We start from the raw sequence: 17,555 nt of genomic DNA on the forward strand, positions 1-17,555 counted from the left end.
CGCAATTTGCGTTTGCGATGTTTCATTGCCGGGGCTGCGTATCCGACTTCTCACCGATTGACGCAACAGCTGATTTGCGCCGAGACTCTATACCGAACGGTAGATTTTTGTGGGATTCGTCTTGCGCGAGGTTAGGTTCGGCCCAAATCGTGGGTGGAACAGGGTCTTGCGCAAATCGGTGCGGCGGTAGCCAGACGGCTTCGCCATACTCAAATGATGGATGCCGCGAACCCTGACCCGCATGAGCGCCCCGCAACGAGGGCAGCCATCACGGCCGATGTATCGCCCCGCGATGCCGGCGGCCGAGGAGACACCACATGACCATCCAGAACCGCGAACCGGTCAATTATCTGGCAGGCGAGATGCCGCTGCACCGGTATTGCGCCCACCATGCGCAGCAAACGCCCGAGCGCATCGCCCTGTTGTGGTACGGCCGCACGATCTGCTGGCGCGAGCTGGATCAGGCCTCGACGCGGCTGGCGGTGCAGTTGCAGCGGCTGGGCGTGACGCGTGGCGATCGCGTTGCACTGTTTCTGCACAACTGCCCGCAAGCCATCATTGCCCATCTGGCCACGGCCAAGCTGGGTGGCATCGTCGTGCCGTGCGGGCCGCTGTCGCGTCAACACGAGCTGCGCGACCAACTGACCGATTCTGGCGCCAAGATTCTGGTGGCCGCGGCAGACCTGATGCCGATCGTCGAGGCCGCCCGGCCCGGCACGTCGGTCATGACCGTCATCACGACGCGCTATGCCGATCTGCAGCCCGCGCAGCCGGCCTGCCGCAAGGCGCTGGCCGTGCCGCCCGAACTGATTGCCGCCGATGCCTCGTCGGCGCCGCCGCTCAAGAACAAGCCGGGCGCCGCGCAGCTTGACCTGATGCAGCTGATGGCTGAGCCCGTGGATGTGGCTGAGCGCAACGCCGTGGCGGCTATCCAGGTGAGCCTGGATGACGTCGCGCTGATGGTCTACACCTCCGGCACCACCGGCCGCCCGAAGGGCGCCATGCTCACGCATCGCAACGCACTGTACAAGACCGCCGTCACGGTGCAGGTCAGCGGCATCCACGCCTCGGACGTGATGCTGGCGGTGGCGCCGCTGTCTCATATCGCCGGCATGCTGATGGGCATGAACGTGATGCTGTATTCCGGCGCGACGACCATCCTGCTCTATCGGTTCGATCCCCTGGCGGTGCTGCAGGCCATTGACCGCTACCGCGTGACACGCTGGTACAGCATGACGCCAATGAACCTCGCGGTCATGGCGCATCCGGACGCGGCGCAGTACCGCATGGAATCCTTGGTGGCCAACCCGTGCACCAGCTTCGGCGTCACGCTGACAGAAGCGATTGCCGAGCAGTGGCGTGCCTTTGCCGGCCCGCAGTGCCGCATCTACGAAGCCGCCTATGGCCTGTCGGAAACCCACACCTGCGACGCCATCACGCCCGCCGATGCCCCGCGCTGGGGTTGGCACGGCAAGATCGTCCCGCAGACTGAGGTGCGCATCGTCGACCCGCATACCGGCGCTGAACTGCCACCCGGCCAGGCTGGCGAAATCACCATCCGCAGCCCCGGCGTGTTCCGTGGCTACTGGCAGCGAGACGAGGCCACGCGCGCCGTCCTGCACAACGGCTTTCTGCGCACCGGCGACATCGGCCAGGTCTCGCCCGACGGCTACCTTCAATGGCAGGGCCGCATCAAGGAAATGATCAAGGTGTCGGGCTACAGCGTGTTTCCGGAAGAGGTCGAGGCGCTGCTGTCGCGCCATCCGGGCATCCGCCAAGTGGCCGTGACGCCCATCCCCGATCCCGAAAAAGGCGAGGTCGTCTGCGCGCACGTGGTGCCGATGACCGGTGTAACGCTCTCGGAAGCCGAACTGATTGCCTGGTCGCGCGACAACATGGCGCCGTATAAGGTGCCGCGGCGCGTGAAGTTCCATGAGGCGCTGCCGGCTACCGCGACGGGCAAGGTGCTGCGAAGGTTGTTGCGCGAAGACGCCATCGCCGCGTGAAAGCAAAACGGCCGCCAGAATTGGGCGGCCGTTTTGTCAGGTCTGCACGAAGCGTTTCTGTCGGGCGATGCTCATCAGGATGCCGATGCCCATGCCCAGCGTGACAAGCGCCGTCCCCCCATAACTGATGAGCGGCAGCGGCACCCCCACGACAGGCAGGATGCCGCTCACCATGCCCATGTTGACGAAGGCGTAGGTGAAGAAGATCAGCGTGATGGACCCGGCGAGCAGGCGCCCGAACAGCGTGCCCGCATTGGCGGCAATAAACAGCCCACGCAGAACCAGCAGCAGATACAGGAACAGCAGCACGCCGTTGCCGACCAGCCCGAATTCCTCCGAGTACACCGCGAAGATGAAGTCGGTGTGCTTCTCGGGGATGAACTCAAGGTGGGTTTGCGTGCCCTTCAGCCACCCCTTGCCCGTCACGCCGCCCGAGCCGATGGCAATGATCGACTGGATGGTGTGGAAGCCCTTACCGAGCGGGTCGGTGGTCGGGTCGAGCAGCGTACAGACGCGGTGTTGCTGGTAATCGTGCAGGATCGGCCAGTTCACGCCCGGTGCGCAGATGCGCGATTCGAACGACACCACCAGCGTGATCGCCGTGACAGCAATGACCAGCACCGGCACGATCAGCCGCCAAGACAGCCCGGCGAAGTAGATCACGTAGATGCCTGCCGCCAGCACCAGCAGCGCGGTGCCCAGGTCGGGCTGTTTGGCAATCAACCCCACGGGAATCAGCAGCAGCAGGGCGGCCGCCAGATAGTCGTACCAGTGGATCACGCCCTCGCGCTTCTGGAAGTACCACGCCAGCATGAGCGGCATGGCGATCTTCATGATCTCGGAAGGCTGTACCACCACGCCGATATTGAGCCACCGCCGCGCGCCCTTGCGGATCAGCCCGAACGCCGCCACGCCAATCAACAACGCCACGCCGACGGTGTAGAGCGGCACCGCAAAGCGCATCAGCGTCTGCTGCGGCAGGTTGGCGATGATCCACATCAGCACGAACGACAGCAGGATGTTGCGGACCTGGTCTTCCACCCGGCCCGGCATGTCGATGGCGGCCGAGTACAGCGCGACCAATCCCGTGCCGAGCAGCAGGAAGACGATCAGCGCCAGCGGGCCATCGAAGCCGGTGAAAAGCGATTTGATGACGTTGAATATGCGGCGCTTGTCCAGTTTGTCCATGGCGAGATCCTCAAGCGCAAATATCAGGGCGCGGCCGGCTTGGAGGCCGGTTTCTGCGCGGGCTTCGGTGCCGGCTTGTTGCCCGGCTTGGTGTCCTTCGCACCCTTTGGCGTGGTCGCTGGAGCCGAAGCCGGTGCGGCAGCGTTGCCCCGTCCGCGCGGTGGCAGTTCGGGCGCCGGTTGTGCATGCGACAGCGCTTGCAGCACCTGGGCGTCCAGGGTGGCCGGGGCGACGGCTTCGGCGCTGGTGCCAGCCTCGCGCAGGGCCGGGGCTACCAGGTCCGGCGACAGCGGCGGCACACCGCGTGTGGTGCCCCCTGCCACCGACGACGCGGCCGGCGCCGAAGCGGCGGCCACTGCACTGGCGGCGGAGGCTGCCACGCCCGAAGCAGCAGCGACCCCGGATGCCGGCTCTGCGGTCACCTGCGGCGCAGCCGTCGCGCTGGCGATGGTGGCCGTCTTGCCGGTCGAGAACACACTGGGCGTATCCACCGGCGGTTGCTGCTGGGGCTTCGGTGCGGTGGCGGCCAGTTCCGCAGGCCACTTGCCGGTCAGGTAATAGTCCATGACCGCGCGTGCGATGGGTGCGGCCGATGCGGCACCAAAGCCGGCGTTTTCCACGATCAGCGCCAGCGCGATCTTCGGATGGTCCGCCGGTGCGAAAGCCTCGAACAGCGCATGGTCGCGCTTGTTTTCGGGAATGGCGTGGTGGTTGTACTTCTCGTTCTTGCCCAGCGAGTACACCTGCGCCGTACCGGTCTTGCCCGCCGACACGTACTGCGCGCCGATGAACGCCTTGGCCGCCGTGCCGGCCTGGTTCACGCCCACCATGGCGCGCTTGATCACGTCGATGTTCGCCTGCTTGAGCGGAATCCGGTAGCTCTCGGTCGGCACCGTCAGCGCACGCGACTTGGACAGCGAATCTTCGACCGCCTTTACCAGGTGGGGCTTCATCACCACGCCGTTGTTGGCCAGCGTCGAAATCGCATGCGCGAGCTGCAGGATGGTGAAGTTGTTGTAGCCCTGGCCGATGCCCAGCGAGATGGTTTCGCCGTCGTACCACTTCTGCTGCTCGGGGCGCTTGTAGGCTTTGCGCTTCCAGTCGGTGGACGGCAGGATGCCGGTGCGCTCGCCCTCGATGTCGATGCCCGTCACCTGCCCGAAGCCGAACGGCTTCATGAAATCGTGGATGGCATTGACGCCCATGTCGTTGGCGAGCCGGTAATAATACGTGTCGCACGACGCCACGATGGAGCGGTACATGTCGACCCAGCCGTGCCCGCCCGGCACGTCGTCGCGGAAGGTGTGGTTGCCGAGCGTGAACGAGCCCGGATCAGCCATGCCCCACTGCGGCGTGCGCTTGCCCAGCTCCAGCGCGCCCAGCGCCATGAACGGCTTGTACGTCGAGCCCGGCGGATACGTGCCGCGCAGTGGCCGGTTCAGCAGCGGCTTGTCCGGCGAGTTGTTCAGTTCGCCCCAAGTCGTGCTGTCGATACCCTCAATGAACAGGTTCGGATCGAACGTCGGCTTGGAGACAAAGGCCAGGATGTCGCCCGTCTCTGGCTCGATCGCCACCAGCGCCCCGCGCCGGTTGCCGAAGAGCTGCTCGGCCAGCCGCTGCAGGTTGATGTCGAGCGACAGGATCAGGTTGTTGCCCGGCGTTGCCTGTGAGGTCGACAGCGTCCGGATCGGCCGGCCGCCCGCGCTCACCTCCACCTCTTCGTAGCCGGTCAGGCCGTGCAGCTCGGTCTCGTAGCTCTGCTCGATGCCGACCTTGCCGATGTACTCCGTGCCGCTGTAGTTGTTGGAATCCTTGCGCGGGTCATACGTCACGCCAGGCTGGCTGTTGGCATCGCTCATGTTGTCGATGCGGTCCAGGTCGCGCTCGGAGATGCGCCCGATGTAGCCGATCACGTGCGACGCCGATTCGCCAAGCGGGTATTGGCGGAACAGCCGCGCATGCACGTCCACGCCCGGAAAGCGGAAACGCTGCGCCGAGAAGCGCGCGACTTCCTGGTCCGTCAGCTGACTGCGGATCGGCAGACTTTCGAAGCTGCGCGCGTCTTCCATCAGGCGCTTGAAGCGGCGGCGGTCGCGCGGCTGGATATCGACGACCTGGGCAAGCTGGTCGATCGTGTTGTCGAGCGTGTCCTGCAGCTTGGACGGCGTGATCTCCAGCGTGTAGGCCGAATAGTTGCGCGCCAGCACCACGCCGTTGCGGTCCATGATGATGCCGCGGTTGGGCTCGATGGGCGCGACCGAGATGCGGTTGTCTTCCGCCTTGGCCGAGTACTGCTCGTGCTTGACCTGCTGCAGCCAGAAGAAACGCGCCAGCAGCAGCCCGAAGCAGATGAGCACGAACAGGGCGGCCGCCGCCAGCCGCAGGCGGAAGCGCGACAGCTCCTGTTCGACGTTGCGGATTTCGGTCATGCCAGGTGAGGGCGAATAGCGGGGCGCATCAGGTCGGCCGCCTTAGATGGGCCGGGTTTCGTCGACGCTCTCCGGGCGACGCTGCGGCGCCAGCAAGAAGGCGTTGGCGAACGGCCACAGGGCGGCTTCGATCAGCGGCGGCAGGATGACCTGCCAGTCCGGCAGGTGCGCGCCCATCAGCAGACGGATGACGATCGGTACGGCGTGCGCCAGCACCAGCAGCGGCAGCACATGCAGCGCCTGCGACAGCACCGTGAACCACAGCACGCGCCGGTGAATCGTGATCGCGAAGTACGACAGCATCGTGTACGCCATCGCATGTTCGCCAAGCAGGCGCGCTTCGTGCACGTCCATCAACAGGCCCAGCAGGAAAGCCACCACCATGCCCACGCGGCGCGGCTGATGGATGTTCCAGAACACCAGCACCAGTGCCACCAGATCGGGAATCCACTGCATGTGGCCCCACGGCATCAGGTTGAACAGGAACGCCAGCACGAAGCTGAAAGCGATGAAGCCAGGGTTGACCGGGCGCAGCAGATATTGGGGCGAGTTCATGATCGATGGCCTCGCTTCAGCGTTTTTGCGCTGAATCGGTGTCCAGCGGATTGCCGTCGGCGTCGGTCGGGCGCGGTGGCGGGGCGTTTTCGTCGGCTGCGGGCGCGGGTGCCGGCACATTGGCTTCGGCGGCGGCGCGTGCGGCGCGGTCCTTTTCTTCGCGGGCATCGCGGGCAGCGTTCTTGCCTTTGGCTGCGGGCGGCGGCGACAGATCCGTCGGCGGCGGGAAGCCCGATTCGTACTTCACGATCAGCAGGTGCCGGTTGCTGCGGATGCCGGCCACCGGCTCGCAGATCACGCGCGAGAACGCGGTATCAGCCTTGCGCTCGATTTGCGAAATGCGCGCCACCGGCAGGCCCGCCGGATAGACCCCGTCCAGCCCCGACGTCACGAGCAGGTCGCCCTGCTGCAGATCCGCCGAGGCGGCCATGAAGCGCAGGTCCAGCGCGCCCGGTCGGGCACCGCCAAAGGCGACGCTGCGCAGGCCGTTGCGCACCACCTCCACGGGGATCGACTGGTCCTTGTCGGTTAGCAGCGTGACTTGCGATTCGAACAGCGACGCGCGCGTCACCTGGCCGACCACGCCGCGGTCATCGATGACCGGGTAGCCGGCGCGCACGCCGTCCTTCGAGCCGCGATCGATCACGATGCGCTGCGTATAAGGGTCACGTGCTTCGTAGAGGACTTCCGCCGCCACCGTGGGCACCGCCGCGTGCTGCTTCAGATTGAGCAGCGTGCGCAGATTGCGGTTCTCGGCTTCGAGCTGCGAGGCGCGCAGCGATTGCTGCGCCTGGGCAACCGCCGATTCGCGCAGGTTGCGGTTATCGACGGCCAGCCTGGTGGACGATTGGGTGTAATCGAGCGCGGCGCGTGCCGTATCGCGTGGAATCAGCACCAGGCGCTCGACGGGGTACAGGATGACCGACACGACTTGCCGGACTACACCCAGCACGGACATGCGGGCATCGATCACCAGCAAGGCAAGTGCAAGCGCGAGCAAAGCGACCAGCCGCGCGGTGGCGGACGGACCCTGCTTGAAGAGGGGCGGCGGGGAGTAATCCATGACCCGGACGCTTCAAATGGGCACGGCAGACGCGTGACGGTCAACGTCAAGGTCAACGGCCTGCCGGCAACAGATTGGGTGTGGCGCTGGTGCGGTGCCCAAGCCCTGGGTGGGCGGAGCACGGTGCACCTGCGCGAGACGCATCTCAGCGGTCCGCGAAGGCGGCTGGCGTGACCACAACGGCAGTCACGAAATCGGTCGCAACAGCGGAACGCGGATCGGCGTGGCGCATGGTCCCGTTATTCGTACGAGAAGATGCTGCCGAGCTTGTCCATGCGCTCAAGCGCCATGCCCGAGCCGCGCACCACGCAGGTCAGCGGGTCTTCGGCCACCAGCACCGGCAGACCGGTTTCTTCGGCCAGCAGGCGGTCGAGGTCGCGCAGCAGTGCGCCGCCGCCGGTGAGCATCATGCCGCGCTCGGCAATGTCGGCGCCCAGTTCCGGCGGGGTTTGTTCCAGCGCGATCTTCACCGACGAGACGATCTGGTTCAGCGGGTCGGTCAGCGCTTCCAGAATTTCGTTGGACGACACCGTGAAGGCGCGCGGAATGCCCTCCGACAGGTTGCGGCCCTTCACTTCCATCTCGCGCACTTCCGAACCCGGGAAGGCCGAGCCGATTTCCTTCTTGATGGCTTCGGCGGTCTGTTCGCCGATCAGCATGCCGTAGTTGCGGCGGATATAGTTGACGATGGCCTCGTCGAACTTGTCGCCGCCCACGCGCACGCTGCCCTTGTAGACCATGCCGCCCAGCGAGATGATGCCCACCTCGGTGGTGCCGCCGCCAATGTCCACCACCATCGAGCCCGACGGCTCCGACACCGGCAGACCGGCGCCAATGGCAGCGGCCATCGGTTCTTCAATCAGGTAGACCTGCGATGCGCCGGCACCCAGCGCCGATTCACGGATGGCGCGACGCTCGACCTGGGTCGAACCGCACGGCACGCAGATGATGATGCGCGGGCTCGGGCGCAGCAGCTTGGTGTCGTGCACCATCTTGATGAACTGCTTGAGCATCTGCTCGGTGACGGTGAAGTCGGCGATCACGCCGTCTTTCATCGGGCGGATCGCCTCGATATTGCCCGGCACCTTGCCCAGCATCTGCTTGGCTTCCTTACCGACAGCCTGGATGGTCTTCTTGGCGTTCGGGCCACCTTCCTGGCGGATGGCCACCACCGACGGCTCGTCAAGGACGATGCCCTTGTCGCGGACGTAGATCAGGGTGTTGGCAGTGCCGAGGTCGATCGCGAGATCGTTGGAGAAATAGCTGCGCAAAAAGCCGAACATCGAATGAATCCTGTTTTTCGAGTCATGGGCGGCCCAGCAGCAGGATTGCGGCGCAACGGCTGCACCAACGCGCGGACGTCGCAAGGGCATGCCATGCGGTCCGATCCTGCTACTGCGCTCCCGGGAATGTCGCGGGCTCCGTGGTGATCGACGGTGGGGTGCCGTGGCACTGGCCATCCTGCCGAGGCTGGGCCGCCCGGAGAGGGGGCCCCCAAGGAACCTTTGATTAAGTGTCGCCTGATGCTGACGGTGCGACTGCCGGGAGGTTCCCGGGGTACTTAATCAGAGGGTCCGTGACTGCACGAAGTCGCCTGCTGACTTAGAAATTTAGTCGGCAATCATACCTTATAATTCGAGCGTTTCGCGGGCGTTTGCCTCCAATTTTGCGGCCAATCGGCACATCCGGGGCCCACCTGCGCGTGCGTTGCGCGCAGTACCCGTCGCTTGCCGCAGCCGCACATGCTGCCCGCCCGCCGCTGCACTCACTGATCCACTCCGATGGCACTCGAACTCTCCGACGTCAAACGCATCGCCCATCTCGCCCGTATCGAAGTCTCCGAAGGCGAGGCCGCGCAGACCCTCACGCAGCTCAACCAGTTTTTCTCGCTGGTCGAGCAGATGCAGGCCGTGGACACCACCGGCATCGAGCCGATGGCCCACCCGATCGAGCAGGTCCAGGCGCAAGCCCAGCGTCTGCGCGACGATGCCGTCACCGAGGCCGACCGCCGTGCGGACTACCAGCAATGCGCCCCGGCCACCGAGGCCGGCCTGTACCTTGTGCCCAAGGTGATCGAGTAACCCGCGGTAATTCGCGTAAACGGCGCGTCCGCGCTTGTCTTGAGCCCACTCCATTCGACGTCGCCGGCCGCTGCCGGCAGCCCATCCGAACGTATTCGATGACCGCATCCACGATCAAAGCCCTGTCCGCCCAACTCGCCGCCAAAGAGGTTTCGGCGGAGGAACTGGCGCGCCATTACCTGTCGCGCATCGAGGCCGGGGCGCATCTCAACGCCTTTACCCATGTCGACGCCGAGGCGACGCTTGCCCAGGCGCGGGCCGCCGACGCACGCATTGCGGCCGGCAACGCGGCGCCGCTGACCGGCGTCCCGATCGCGCACAAGGACGTGTTCGTCACCCGCGGCTGGCGTGCCACGGCGGGCTCCAAGATGCTCGGCAACTACGTCAGCCCGTTTGACGCCACCGTGGTCGAGCGCCTGGGCGCGGCCGGCATGGTGACGCTGGGCAAGACCAACATGGACGAATTCGCGATGGGCTCGTCCAACGAGAACTCGGCGTTCGGCGCGGTCAAGAACCCGTGGAACCTCGAGCACGTGCCGGGCGGCTCGTCGGGCGGCTCGGCGGCAGCGGTGGCGGCCGATCTGGCGCCTGCTGCAACCGGAACGGACACCGGCGGCTCGATCCGCCAGCCGGCATCGTTCTCGGGCATTACCGGGATCAAGCCGACGTACGGCCGCGTGTCGCGCTACGGCATGATCGCTTTCGCTTCGTCGCTGGACCAGGGCGGCCCGATGGCGCGCACGGCCGAAGATTGCGCGCTGCTGCTGTCTGCCATGGCCGGCTTTGACCCACGCGATTCCACCAGTCTGGAACCCGGTCGCGGTGGCGACGTGGAAGACTTCGGCCGCCTGCTCGGCCAGCCGCTGCAAGGCGCAGATGCCGCACGCCCGCTGGCCGGCCTGCGCATCGGTCTGCCCAAGGAGTATTTTGGCGAAGGCCTGGCCGATGACGTACGCACCACGGTACGCGCCGCGCTGGCCGAGCTGGAAAAGCTCGGCGCCACGCTGGTCGACATCAGCCTGCCGAAGACCGAGCTGTCGATCCCGACGTACTACGTGATCGCTCCGGCAGAGGCTTCGTCGAACCTGTCGCGCTTTGACGGCGTGCGTTACGGCCACCGCGCGGCGGAATACCGCGATCTGGCCGACATGTACCGCAAGTCCCGTGCTGAAGGTTTCGGCTGGGAGGTCAAGCGCCGCATCCTGGTGGGTGCCTATGTGCTGTCCCACGGTTATTACGACGCCTATTACCTGCAGGCGCAGAAGATTCGCCGGATCATCGCGCAGGATTTCCAGAACGTGCTGGCTGGTGCCAACCGCCAGTGCGACGTGATCATGGGCCCCGTGGCCCCGACCGTCGCCTGGAAACTGGGCGAGAAGACGAGCGACCCCGTGCAGATGTACCTGGCCGACATCTTCACGCTGTCGACCAGCCTGGCCGGCCTGCCGGGCATGAGCGTGCCGGCCGGTTTTGGCGCCAACGGTCTGCCGGTTGGCTTGCAGATCATCGGCAACTATTTTGAAGAGGCACGCATGCTGCAGATTGCGCATGCGTTCCAGCAGGCGACCGACTGGCACCACCGCCAGCCGGCGGCTTGAGGCCCGTACAGACGTATCCGCTCCATGCAGGAGGCACGCATGAACCACTGCATCCGCACTGCACTCGGGCTGGCGCTTGCCGCCGGCCTGCTGGCGGCGTGCGTGCCGATTCCGCTGCCGTCGATTCCGGGCATCAGCCGCCCGACGACCAAGCCGCCGCCGATTTCCGACCGCCGCATCGACGTCAACGGCTACTGCAGCCAGACCGAAGAAGACGGTTTCCGCGAGCAGGCGACGCTGACCGTGGCCGACAACAATGTCAGCGCCATGCAATGGCAGTTGTGGGTCGGCCGGCGCGGTTCGTGTCAGTTCGATTTGTCGACGTTCCGGCAGACCAAGCGCCGCCCCAGCATCGAGCTGCGCGAGCGCTACGGCAATTGCACGCTGATGGTCTGGCAGGACCCGCGCCGCGTCACGCTGGCGCACGCCAACTGCGAGGCGCATTGCACGCCCGGCATCTACGAAGAAGCCTGGCCGGTGATGTTCGACCCGCAAACGGGCCAGTGCGCCCGGAATGCCCGGTGACGCGGACATCGCTTCGCGTGCTGGCGGCGCTGGCGGGCGCGCTGGCGTTGCACGCCGTCGCGCAACCGACGCCGGACGCCGAAGGTGCCCTGCCGGATATGCCCGCTGCGCGTGCGCTCTCGTCGGCGGAGCTTGGCGTGCAGACGGTGGAAATTCCGCGTGCGTCCATGAAAGACGCAGAGGATGCACCGCAAACGCTGACCGCCTACTGGGTTGCATCGCCCCTCAAGGCGCCGGCGACCGGTGCGCCGGTGGTGATCGCGCTGCACGGCTGCAGCGGCCTCTACACGCCGGCCGGGGCGGATGTCAGGGCACTGGGCTCGCGGTATCGCGGTTATGCGCAGTGGCTGGGTGCGCGTGGTTACGCGGTGGTGTTTCCCGACAGTTTCGGCCCGCGCGGCAAACCGCACGGCATCTGCACCGAACGCACCGCCACGCGCGATATCAATGGCGCGGTGCGCCGCGCCGACGTGCTGGCAACGATCCGCTGGGTGGCGGGGCAGCCGGGCGTGGACGCGCGCCGCATCGTACTGCTCGGCTGGTCCAACGGCGCGCAGGCTGTGCTGGAGGCCGTCGACGCCAGCCGCGCCTGGCCCGCAGATACGCCCCCGGTTAATCGCGCGGTGGCGTTCTATCCCGGCTGTGCGTCGGCGCAGAAGCGGCCGGACTATCGGCTGAATGCGCCATTGCTGCTGCTGGCCGGCGGCAACGACGACTGGACGCCGGCTGATCACTGCCAGGCGCTACAGACGGCCGTACTGGCGCGGCAGCCGCAGGCCCGTTTCGAGCTGGACATGTTTGGCGGTGCGTATCACGGCTTCGACGGCACGGCGCCGGTCACGGAGCGCAACGGCGTCCCGAAGGGACGTCGCTACGGAACGGTCACGGTCGGCGGCGATCCGGCAGCGCGCGAAGCGGCGTTCGCGAAGCTCGCGGCGTGGCTCGATGCGCCGCACCCCTGATCGCAGCCATGCAAGAACACCTGAATACCGGAATACCTGAGTACCTAGACATTCACACCACAACAATCGACAGGACACACGCAACATGCAATGGGAAGTGGTGATCGGCCTCGAGACGCACACGCAGCTCTCGACGGTCTCGAAGATTTTCTCCGGCGCGTCCACCGCCTTTGGCGCGGCGCCCAACACGCAAGCGGCGCCCGTTGACCTGGCGCTGCCGGGCGTGCTGCCGGTGCTGAACAAAGGCGCCGTCGAGCGCGCCATCGTGTTCGGCCTGGCCATCGGCGCCAAGATCGCGCCCAAGAGCATCTTCGCGCGCAAGAATTATTTCTACCCTGATCTGCCCAAGGGCTACCAGATCAGCCAGTACGAAATTCCGGTGGTGCAGGGCGGCACGCTGACCTTCCAGGTGGAAGGCAAGAACGGCCAGCCCGGCTATGAGAAGACCGTGCAGCTCACGCGCGCCCATCTGGAAGAGGACGCCGGCAAATCGCTGCACGAAGACTTTGCCGGCATGACCGGCATCGACCTGAACCGCGCCGGCACGCCGCTGCTGGAAATCGTGACCGAGCCGGACATGCGCAGCGCCGCCGAGGCCGTGGCCTATGCCAAGGCGCTGCACGCGCTGGTGATGTGGCTGGGCATCTGCGACGGCAACATGCAGGAAGGCAGCTTCCGCTGCGACGCGAACGTGTCGGTGCGCCGCGGCCCGGACGCACCGTTCGGCACACGCTGCGAAATCAAGAATCTCAACTCGTTCCGCTTCCTGGAAGAGGCGATCAACTATGAAGTGCGCCGCCAGATCGAGCTGATCGAAGACGGCGGCACCGTGGTGCAGGAAACCCGCCTGTACGACCCGGACCGCAAGGAAACGCGCTCGATGCGCAGCAAGGAAGACGCGCAGGATTACCGTTACTTCCCGGATCCCGACCTGCTGCCGCTCGTCATCGGCGACGACTGGATCGAGCGTGTGCGCGCCACGCTGCCCGAACTGCCGGCGGCCATGGCTGCGCGCTTTGAGTCGGCGTACGGCCTGCCGAAGTACGACGCCAGCATCCTGACCGCCACCAAAGCGACGGCTGCCTACTTCGAGGCCGTCGTGGCCGATGCGGGCGCTGCGAACGCCAAGGCTGCCGCCAACTGGATCATGGGCGAGGTCGCCTCGAACCTGAACCGCGCCGATCTGGACATCGACGCTGCGCCGGTGTCGCCTGCGCAACTGGCCAAGCTGCTCGCACGCATTGCCGACGGCACGATCAGCAACAACACCGCCAAGAAGGACGTCTTCCCCGCCATGTGGGCAGGCGAGCACGGTGGCGATGCCGACGCGATCATCGCCGAGAAGGGCCTGAAGCAGATGTCGGATTCGGGCGAGCTGGAGAAGATCATCGACGACGTGCTGGCAGCCAATGCCAAGTCGGTCGAGGAATTCCGCGCCGGCAAGGAGAAGGCATTCAACGCGCTGGTCGGTCAGGCCATGAAGGCCACGCGCGGCAAGGCCAACCCCGCGCAAGTTAACGATTTGCTGAAGAAGAAACTGGGCGCAGCCTGATGAGCACCTCCACGATGAACGCACAAGACGTCGCCAACTACCTGCAGGCGCATCCGGCCTTCTTTGAAGAGCACGCCGAGCTGCTGGCCGCCATTCAACTGACGAGCCCGCACAGCCATCGCGCGGTGTCGCTGCAGGAGCGCCAGATGGAAATCCTGCGCGACAAGAACAAGCACCTCGAGCTCAAGCTGTCGGACCTGATGCGCCACGGCAACGAGAACGACCGCACGCAGCAGCGCGTGCACGCATGGACGGCGCGCCTGCTGGGGGAGGCCGACACGCATGCGTTGCCTTATGCCGTGCAGGATGGTCTGCGTGAAATCTTTGACGTGCCGGCTGTCGCGCTGCGCGTGTGGCAGGTCGGCGAAGAATTCGCGCACCTGGAAGTCGCGCAGGGCGTGAGCGAGGAAGTGCGCCTGTTTGCGGCCGGCCTGCGTGCGCCGTATTGCGGCGCCAATGCGGGCTTTGAAGCCGCCGGCTGGCTCGACACGTCGGATACCGGCGGCGCACCGATCGAATCGCTCGCCATCGTCACGCTGCGCGTGCCGGTGCGTGGTGATGCCGACGCCAGCGTCGCGCCAGCATTCGGCCTGCTGGTGCTCGGCTCGCCGGACGCCCGCCGCTTCCATGACGGCATGGGCACGACCTACCTCGCGCAGATCGGCGAACTGGCCGCTGCCGCGCTCAACCGCCTGCGCGACTGAGCGCAGCCCGCCGCATGCCGCAATCCGCATCCGTCGATGACCATGGCGCCCAAGCGCCGCATCCGCAGATTGCGGCGTACCTGGATGCGCTGAAGTTCGAGCGGCAGCTCTCGCCGCATACGCTGCAGAGCTACACCCGCGAGCTGGCCGTGTTGCAGCGCCTGGGTGCGCAGCACGCCGCCAATATCGACCTGACGCAACTGCAGTCGCACCACATTCGCCGCATGATGGCGCAACTGCATGGCGACGGTTTGTCCGGTCGCAGCATTGCGCGGGCGCTGTCGGCGTGGCGCGGCTGGTTCAAATGGATGGCGCTGCGCGATGCCGCTGTCACCGCCAATCCCGTCGATGGCGTACGCGCCCCGAAGAGCCCGAAGCGGCTGCCGAAAGCGTTGTCCGTCGAGCAAGCCGTCGCGCTGATGGAGCAATTGCCCGGCGACGACGCCGAGACGATTCGCGACCGCGCCGTCAACGAGCTGTTCTATTCGTGCGGGTTGCGGCTCTCCGAGCTCGTCAGCCTCGACATGCGCCACGTGAAGGCCGGCGCGTATGAATCGGCGAGTTGGCTCGATCTGGAGGCGCGCGAGGTGCAGGTGCTCGGCAAGGGCAGCAAGCGGCGCACCGTGCCGGTGGGCACCAAGGCGACGGAAGCGCTGGCTGCGTGGCTGGCGGTGCGCGCGCAGCTTGCCAAGTCGGACGCCGCACCTGAAGACGCGCACGCGCTGTTTCTCTCGCCGCGGGGCAAGCGGCTGGCGCAGCGGCAGATTCAATTGCGCATGAAGCGCAACGCCATCGCGGCGGGTGTGCCGGCGGATGTGCACCCGCACGTGCTGCGGCATTCGTTTGCCACGCACATGCTGCAGTCGTCCGGCGACCTGCGCGCGGTGCAGGAACTGCTCGGGCACGCCAGCATTGCCAGCACGCAGGTTTATACTTCGCTCGATTTTCAGCACCTGGCCAAGATCTACGATCAGGCGCATCCCCGCGCGAAGAAGAAGTAGCGCATTGCCCGAGCCTTCGGGCGCCCCATCCCCAGTCGTATGCAAACCCTGATTCTGAAGCCCGGCAAGGAGCGCTCGCTGCTGCGCCGGCACCCGTGGATTTTCGCCAACGCCATCGATCGCGTGGAGGGCAAGCCGGCCTCCGGTGCGACCGTCATCGTGCGCGCGCACAACGGCCAGTTTCTGGCGCGCGCCGCGTTCAGCCCCGTCTCGCAGATTCGCGCGCGCGTGTGGTCGTTCGACGAAGCCGAGCCGGTCGACCACGCATTCTTCAAGCGCCGCATTGCCGCCGCCGTGGCGTACCGCCGCGCGTGGGTGCGCGACACCGACGCCGTGCGCCTCGTCATGGGCGAAGCCGACGGCCTGCCCGGGTTGATCGTCGACCAGTACGGCGCAGGCAAGGATGGTAACGGGGGCCAACTCGTCTGCCAGTTCAGCGCCGCGGGCGTGGAGCACTGGAAGCAGGCGATCATCGCCGCGCTCTTCAACGAGACGGGTTGCCCGAACGTCTACGAACGGTCGGACGTGAGCGTGCGCGAGCGCGAAGGCCTGGAGCAGATGACCGGTGTGCTGGCCGGTGCGGAACCTGCCGCCGACCTGTCTGCCACCGAGCACGGCGTGCGCTACTACGTGGATGTGCGCGAAGGCCACAAGACGGGCTTCTACATCGATCAGCGCGACAACCGCGCGCTCGTTGGCGCCTTGGCGCGCGATCGCGATGTGCTGAACTGCTTCTGTTACACCGGCGGGTTTTCGCTGGCGGCGCTCAAGGGCGGGGCGCGCTCGGTGGTGTCGATCGACTCGTCGGGCGAGGCATTGGCGGTGGCTGAGCGCAACGTCACGCTCAACGGCTTCGATCCGGCGCGCGCCGAGTGGCTGGACGCGGACGTCTTCAAGTCGCTGCGCAACTTCCGCGCGGAAGGCCGCCAGTTCGACCTGATCGTGCTGGATCCGCCCAAGTTTGCGGCGTCGGCGCAGCAGGTCGATCGTGCGGCGCGGGCATATAAGGAGATCAACCTCGTCGGCATGCAGTTGCTGCGACCGGGTGGCCTGCTGTTCACGTATTCGTGCTCGGGTGCGATCGACGCAGACCTGTTCCAGAAAATCGTCGCGGGCGCGGCGGCCGATGCCAAGGTCACGGCGCGCATCCAACGCCGGCTGGCCGGCGGCGTCGACCACCCGCTGCTGACGAGCTTTCCGGAAGGCGAGTACCTCAAGGGGCTGCTGCTGCAAGTTGGCTAGCAATTTGTCGCAATTTTTGGCTTGTCCCGGCAAGCCGCCATTGCGAAGATGCGGTCCTTCGTTTTCCGCATCTCGTCGATGGCTTCCAATGCTGCCCATCACGCGACGGGCTGGGCAGCAGGCCTGATTGCCGCCACCCTCGTCGCACAGGCTTCCCATACGTCTCTCGAACATCTCGGCAGCATCCTGGCGTTTTGCGCGGCGGTGGCCGGCAGCACCGCGCCTGACTGGATGGAGGTGGCCTGGTGGACCCGTGCGCGCCGCCTCTGGATCACGCACCGCACCGCCACCCATTGGGGCATCGGTTGGATAGCCGTGCTTGTTCTGTCGTACCAGGCGCTGGGCCATGCGCACCTGTGGGCGCCGCTGCTGTTCGGCTTCGCCTGTGGCGGCCTGATGCACCTGCTGGCGGACTGGCCGAATCCGTTGGGCGTGCCCTGGATCTGGGGGCGCCATTCCCTGAACTTGTGGAAGAGCGGCCACTGCGATCTGATTGTGGTGATCCTGGCATGGGCCGCGGCATGCTGGCTCGTGCGGCCGTTGTGGGCGGCGACGGCAACGCGCGTAGTTGGATGGTTCGCCCACGTGGCGCGATGAGCCGGCTGCATCGGCATCGTCTGATGGAAGCCGGGCCCGCGAACGACTAAGT

Annotated in this window: 15 protein-coding genes; 10 read left to right on the forward strand and 5 right to left on the reverse strand. The window is 66.2% G+C overall.

The genetic code is table 11. From position 1 onward, the window contains the following. The first annotated feature begins 317 nt into the window (after nt 1-317). On the forward strand, nt 318-2,006 hold the full coding sequence (locus BEK68_RS17825; RefSeq protein ID WP_009239398.1) for an AMP-binding protein: 1,689 nt from the start codon (nt 318-320) through the stop codon (nt 2,004-2,006). Nucleotides 2,007-2,042: 36 nt separating this feature from the next. On the opposite strand, the gene rodA is transcribed toward BEK68_RS17825, so the two are convergent. The 5 genes from rodA to BEK68_RS17850 all read right to left on the reverse strand — a co-directional run bounded on the left by rodA (nt 2,043) and on the right by BEK68_RS17850 (nt 8,524). Next, nucleotides 2,043-3,194 (reverse strand): rod shape-determining protein RodA, encoded by a 1,152-nt coding sequence (rodA, locus tag BEK68_RS17830; RefSeq protein ID WP_004628301.1) that lies wholly within the window; start codon nt 3,192-3,194, stop codon nt 2,043-2,045. Between the two features lie 23 nt (nt 3,195-3,217). Beyond that, the gene (mrdA, locus tag BEK68_RS17835) at nt 3,218-5,623 is read right to left on the reverse strand and encodes a penicillin-binding protein 2 (RefSeq protein ID WP_004628300.1); all 2,406 of its coding nucleotides are present in this window, start codon (nt 5,621-5,623) and stop codon (nt 3,218-3,220) included. 42 nt (nt 5,624-5,665) lie between these two features. Continuing rightward, nucleotides 5,666-6,178: a rod shape-determining protein MreD gene (gene mreD / locus BEK68_RS17840; protein WP_004628297.1), complete on the reverse strand. Its 513-nt coding sequence runs from the start codon at nt 6,176-6,178 to the stop codon at nt 5,666-5,668. Nucleotides 6,179-6,194: 16 nt separating this feature from the next. Next, nucleotides 6,195-7,241 carry a rod shape-determining protein MreC gene (gene mreC / locus BEK68_RS17845; RefSeq protein ID WP_009239397.1) on the reverse strand — a complete coding sequence of 349 codons (1,047 nt, stop codon included), beginning with the start codon at nt 7,239-7,241 and terminating at the stop codon, nt 6,195-6,197. Between the two features lie 239 nt (nt 7,242-7,480). Continuing rightward, the gene (locus BEK68_RS17850; RefSeq protein WP_004628293.1) at nt 7,481-8,524 is read right to left on the reverse strand and encodes a rod shape-determining protein; all 1,044 of its coding nucleotides are present in this window, start codon (nt 8,522-8,524) and stop codon (nt 7,481-7,483) included. Between the two features lie 498 nt (nt 8,525-9,022). Between BEK68_RS17850 and gatC the strand changes: the two genes are divergently transcribed. The 9 genes from gatC (at nt 9,023) to BEK68_RS17895 (ending at nt 17,503) form a co-directional block, all read left to right on the forward strand. Then, a complete protein-coding gene (gene gatC, locus BEK68_RS17855) occupies nt 9,023-9,322 on the forward strand; it encodes an Asp-tRNA(Asn)/Glu-tRNA(Gln) amidotransferase subunit GatC (protein WP_004628291.1) in 300 nt (99 codons plus the stop codon). Between the two features lie 98 nt (nt 9,323-9,420). Next, the gene (gene gatA / locus BEK68_RS17860; protein WP_009239396.1) at nt 9,421-10,920 is read left to right on the forward strand and encodes an Asp-tRNA(Asn)/Glu-tRNA(Gln) amidotransferase subunit GatA; all 1,500 of its coding nucleotides are present in this window, start codon (nt 9,421-9,423) and stop codon (nt 10,918-10,920) included. Nucleotides 10,921-10,959: 39 nt separating this feature from the next. Next, nucleotides 10,960-11,445: a hypothetical protein gene (locus BEK68_RS17865; RefSeq protein ID WP_004628287.1), complete on the forward strand. Its 486-nt coding sequence runs from the start codon at nt 10,960-10,962 to the stop codon at nt 11,443-11,445. Then, nucleotides 11,442-12,407, forward strand: a complete 966-nt coding sequence (locus BEK68_RS17870; protein ID WP_004628285.1) for a dienelactone hydrolase family protein — start codon at nt 11,442-11,444, stop codon at nt 12,405-12,407. Before BEK68_RS17865 ends, BEK68_RS17870 begins: the two co-directional genes overlap by 4 nt. Nucleotides 12,408-12,492: 85 nt before the next feature. Next, the gene (gene gatB / locus BEK68_RS17875; protein WP_009239393.1) at nt 12,493-13,959 is read left to right on the forward strand and encodes an Asp-tRNA(Asn)/Glu-tRNA(Gln) amidotransferase subunit GatB; all 1,467 of its coding nucleotides are present in this window, start codon (nt 12,493-12,495) and stop codon (nt 13,957-13,959) included. A 14-nt stretch (nt 13,960-13,973) separates the two neighbouring features. Next, a complete protein-coding gene (locus tag BEK68_RS17880) occupies nt 13,974-14,663 on the forward strand; it encodes a DUF484 family protein (protein ID WP_012436842.1) in 690 nt (229 codons plus the stop codon). Nucleotides 14,664-14,677: 14 nt separating this feature from the next. Next, nucleotides 14,678-15,664 (forward strand): tyrosine recombinase XerC, encoded by a 987-nt coding sequence (gene xerC, locus BEK68_RS17885; protein WP_004628279.1) that lies wholly within the window; start codon nt 14,678-14,680, stop codon nt 15,662-15,664. Between the two features lie 39 nt (nt 15,665-15,703). Next, entirely contained in the window at nt 15,704-16,906 is a 1,203-nt protein-coding gene (locus BEK68_RS17890) for a class I SAM-dependent rRNA methyltransferase (RefSeq protein WP_012436843.1), read from the forward strand. 78 nt (nt 16,907-16,984) lie between these two features. After that, nucleotides 16,985-17,503, forward strand: a complete 519-nt coding sequence (locus BEK68_RS17895; protein WP_024541963.1) for a metal-dependent hydrolase — start codon at nt 16,985-16,987, stop codon at nt 17,501-17,503. The last annotated feature ends 52 nt before the right edge of the window (nt 17,504-17,555 follow it).

The sequence above is a fragment of the Ralstonia pickettii genome (genome assembly GCF_001699815.1).
GTDB classification, from domain to species: domain Bacteria; phylum Pseudomonadota; class Gammaproteobacteria; order Burkholderiales; family Burkholderiaceae; genus Ralstonia; species Ralstonia thomasii.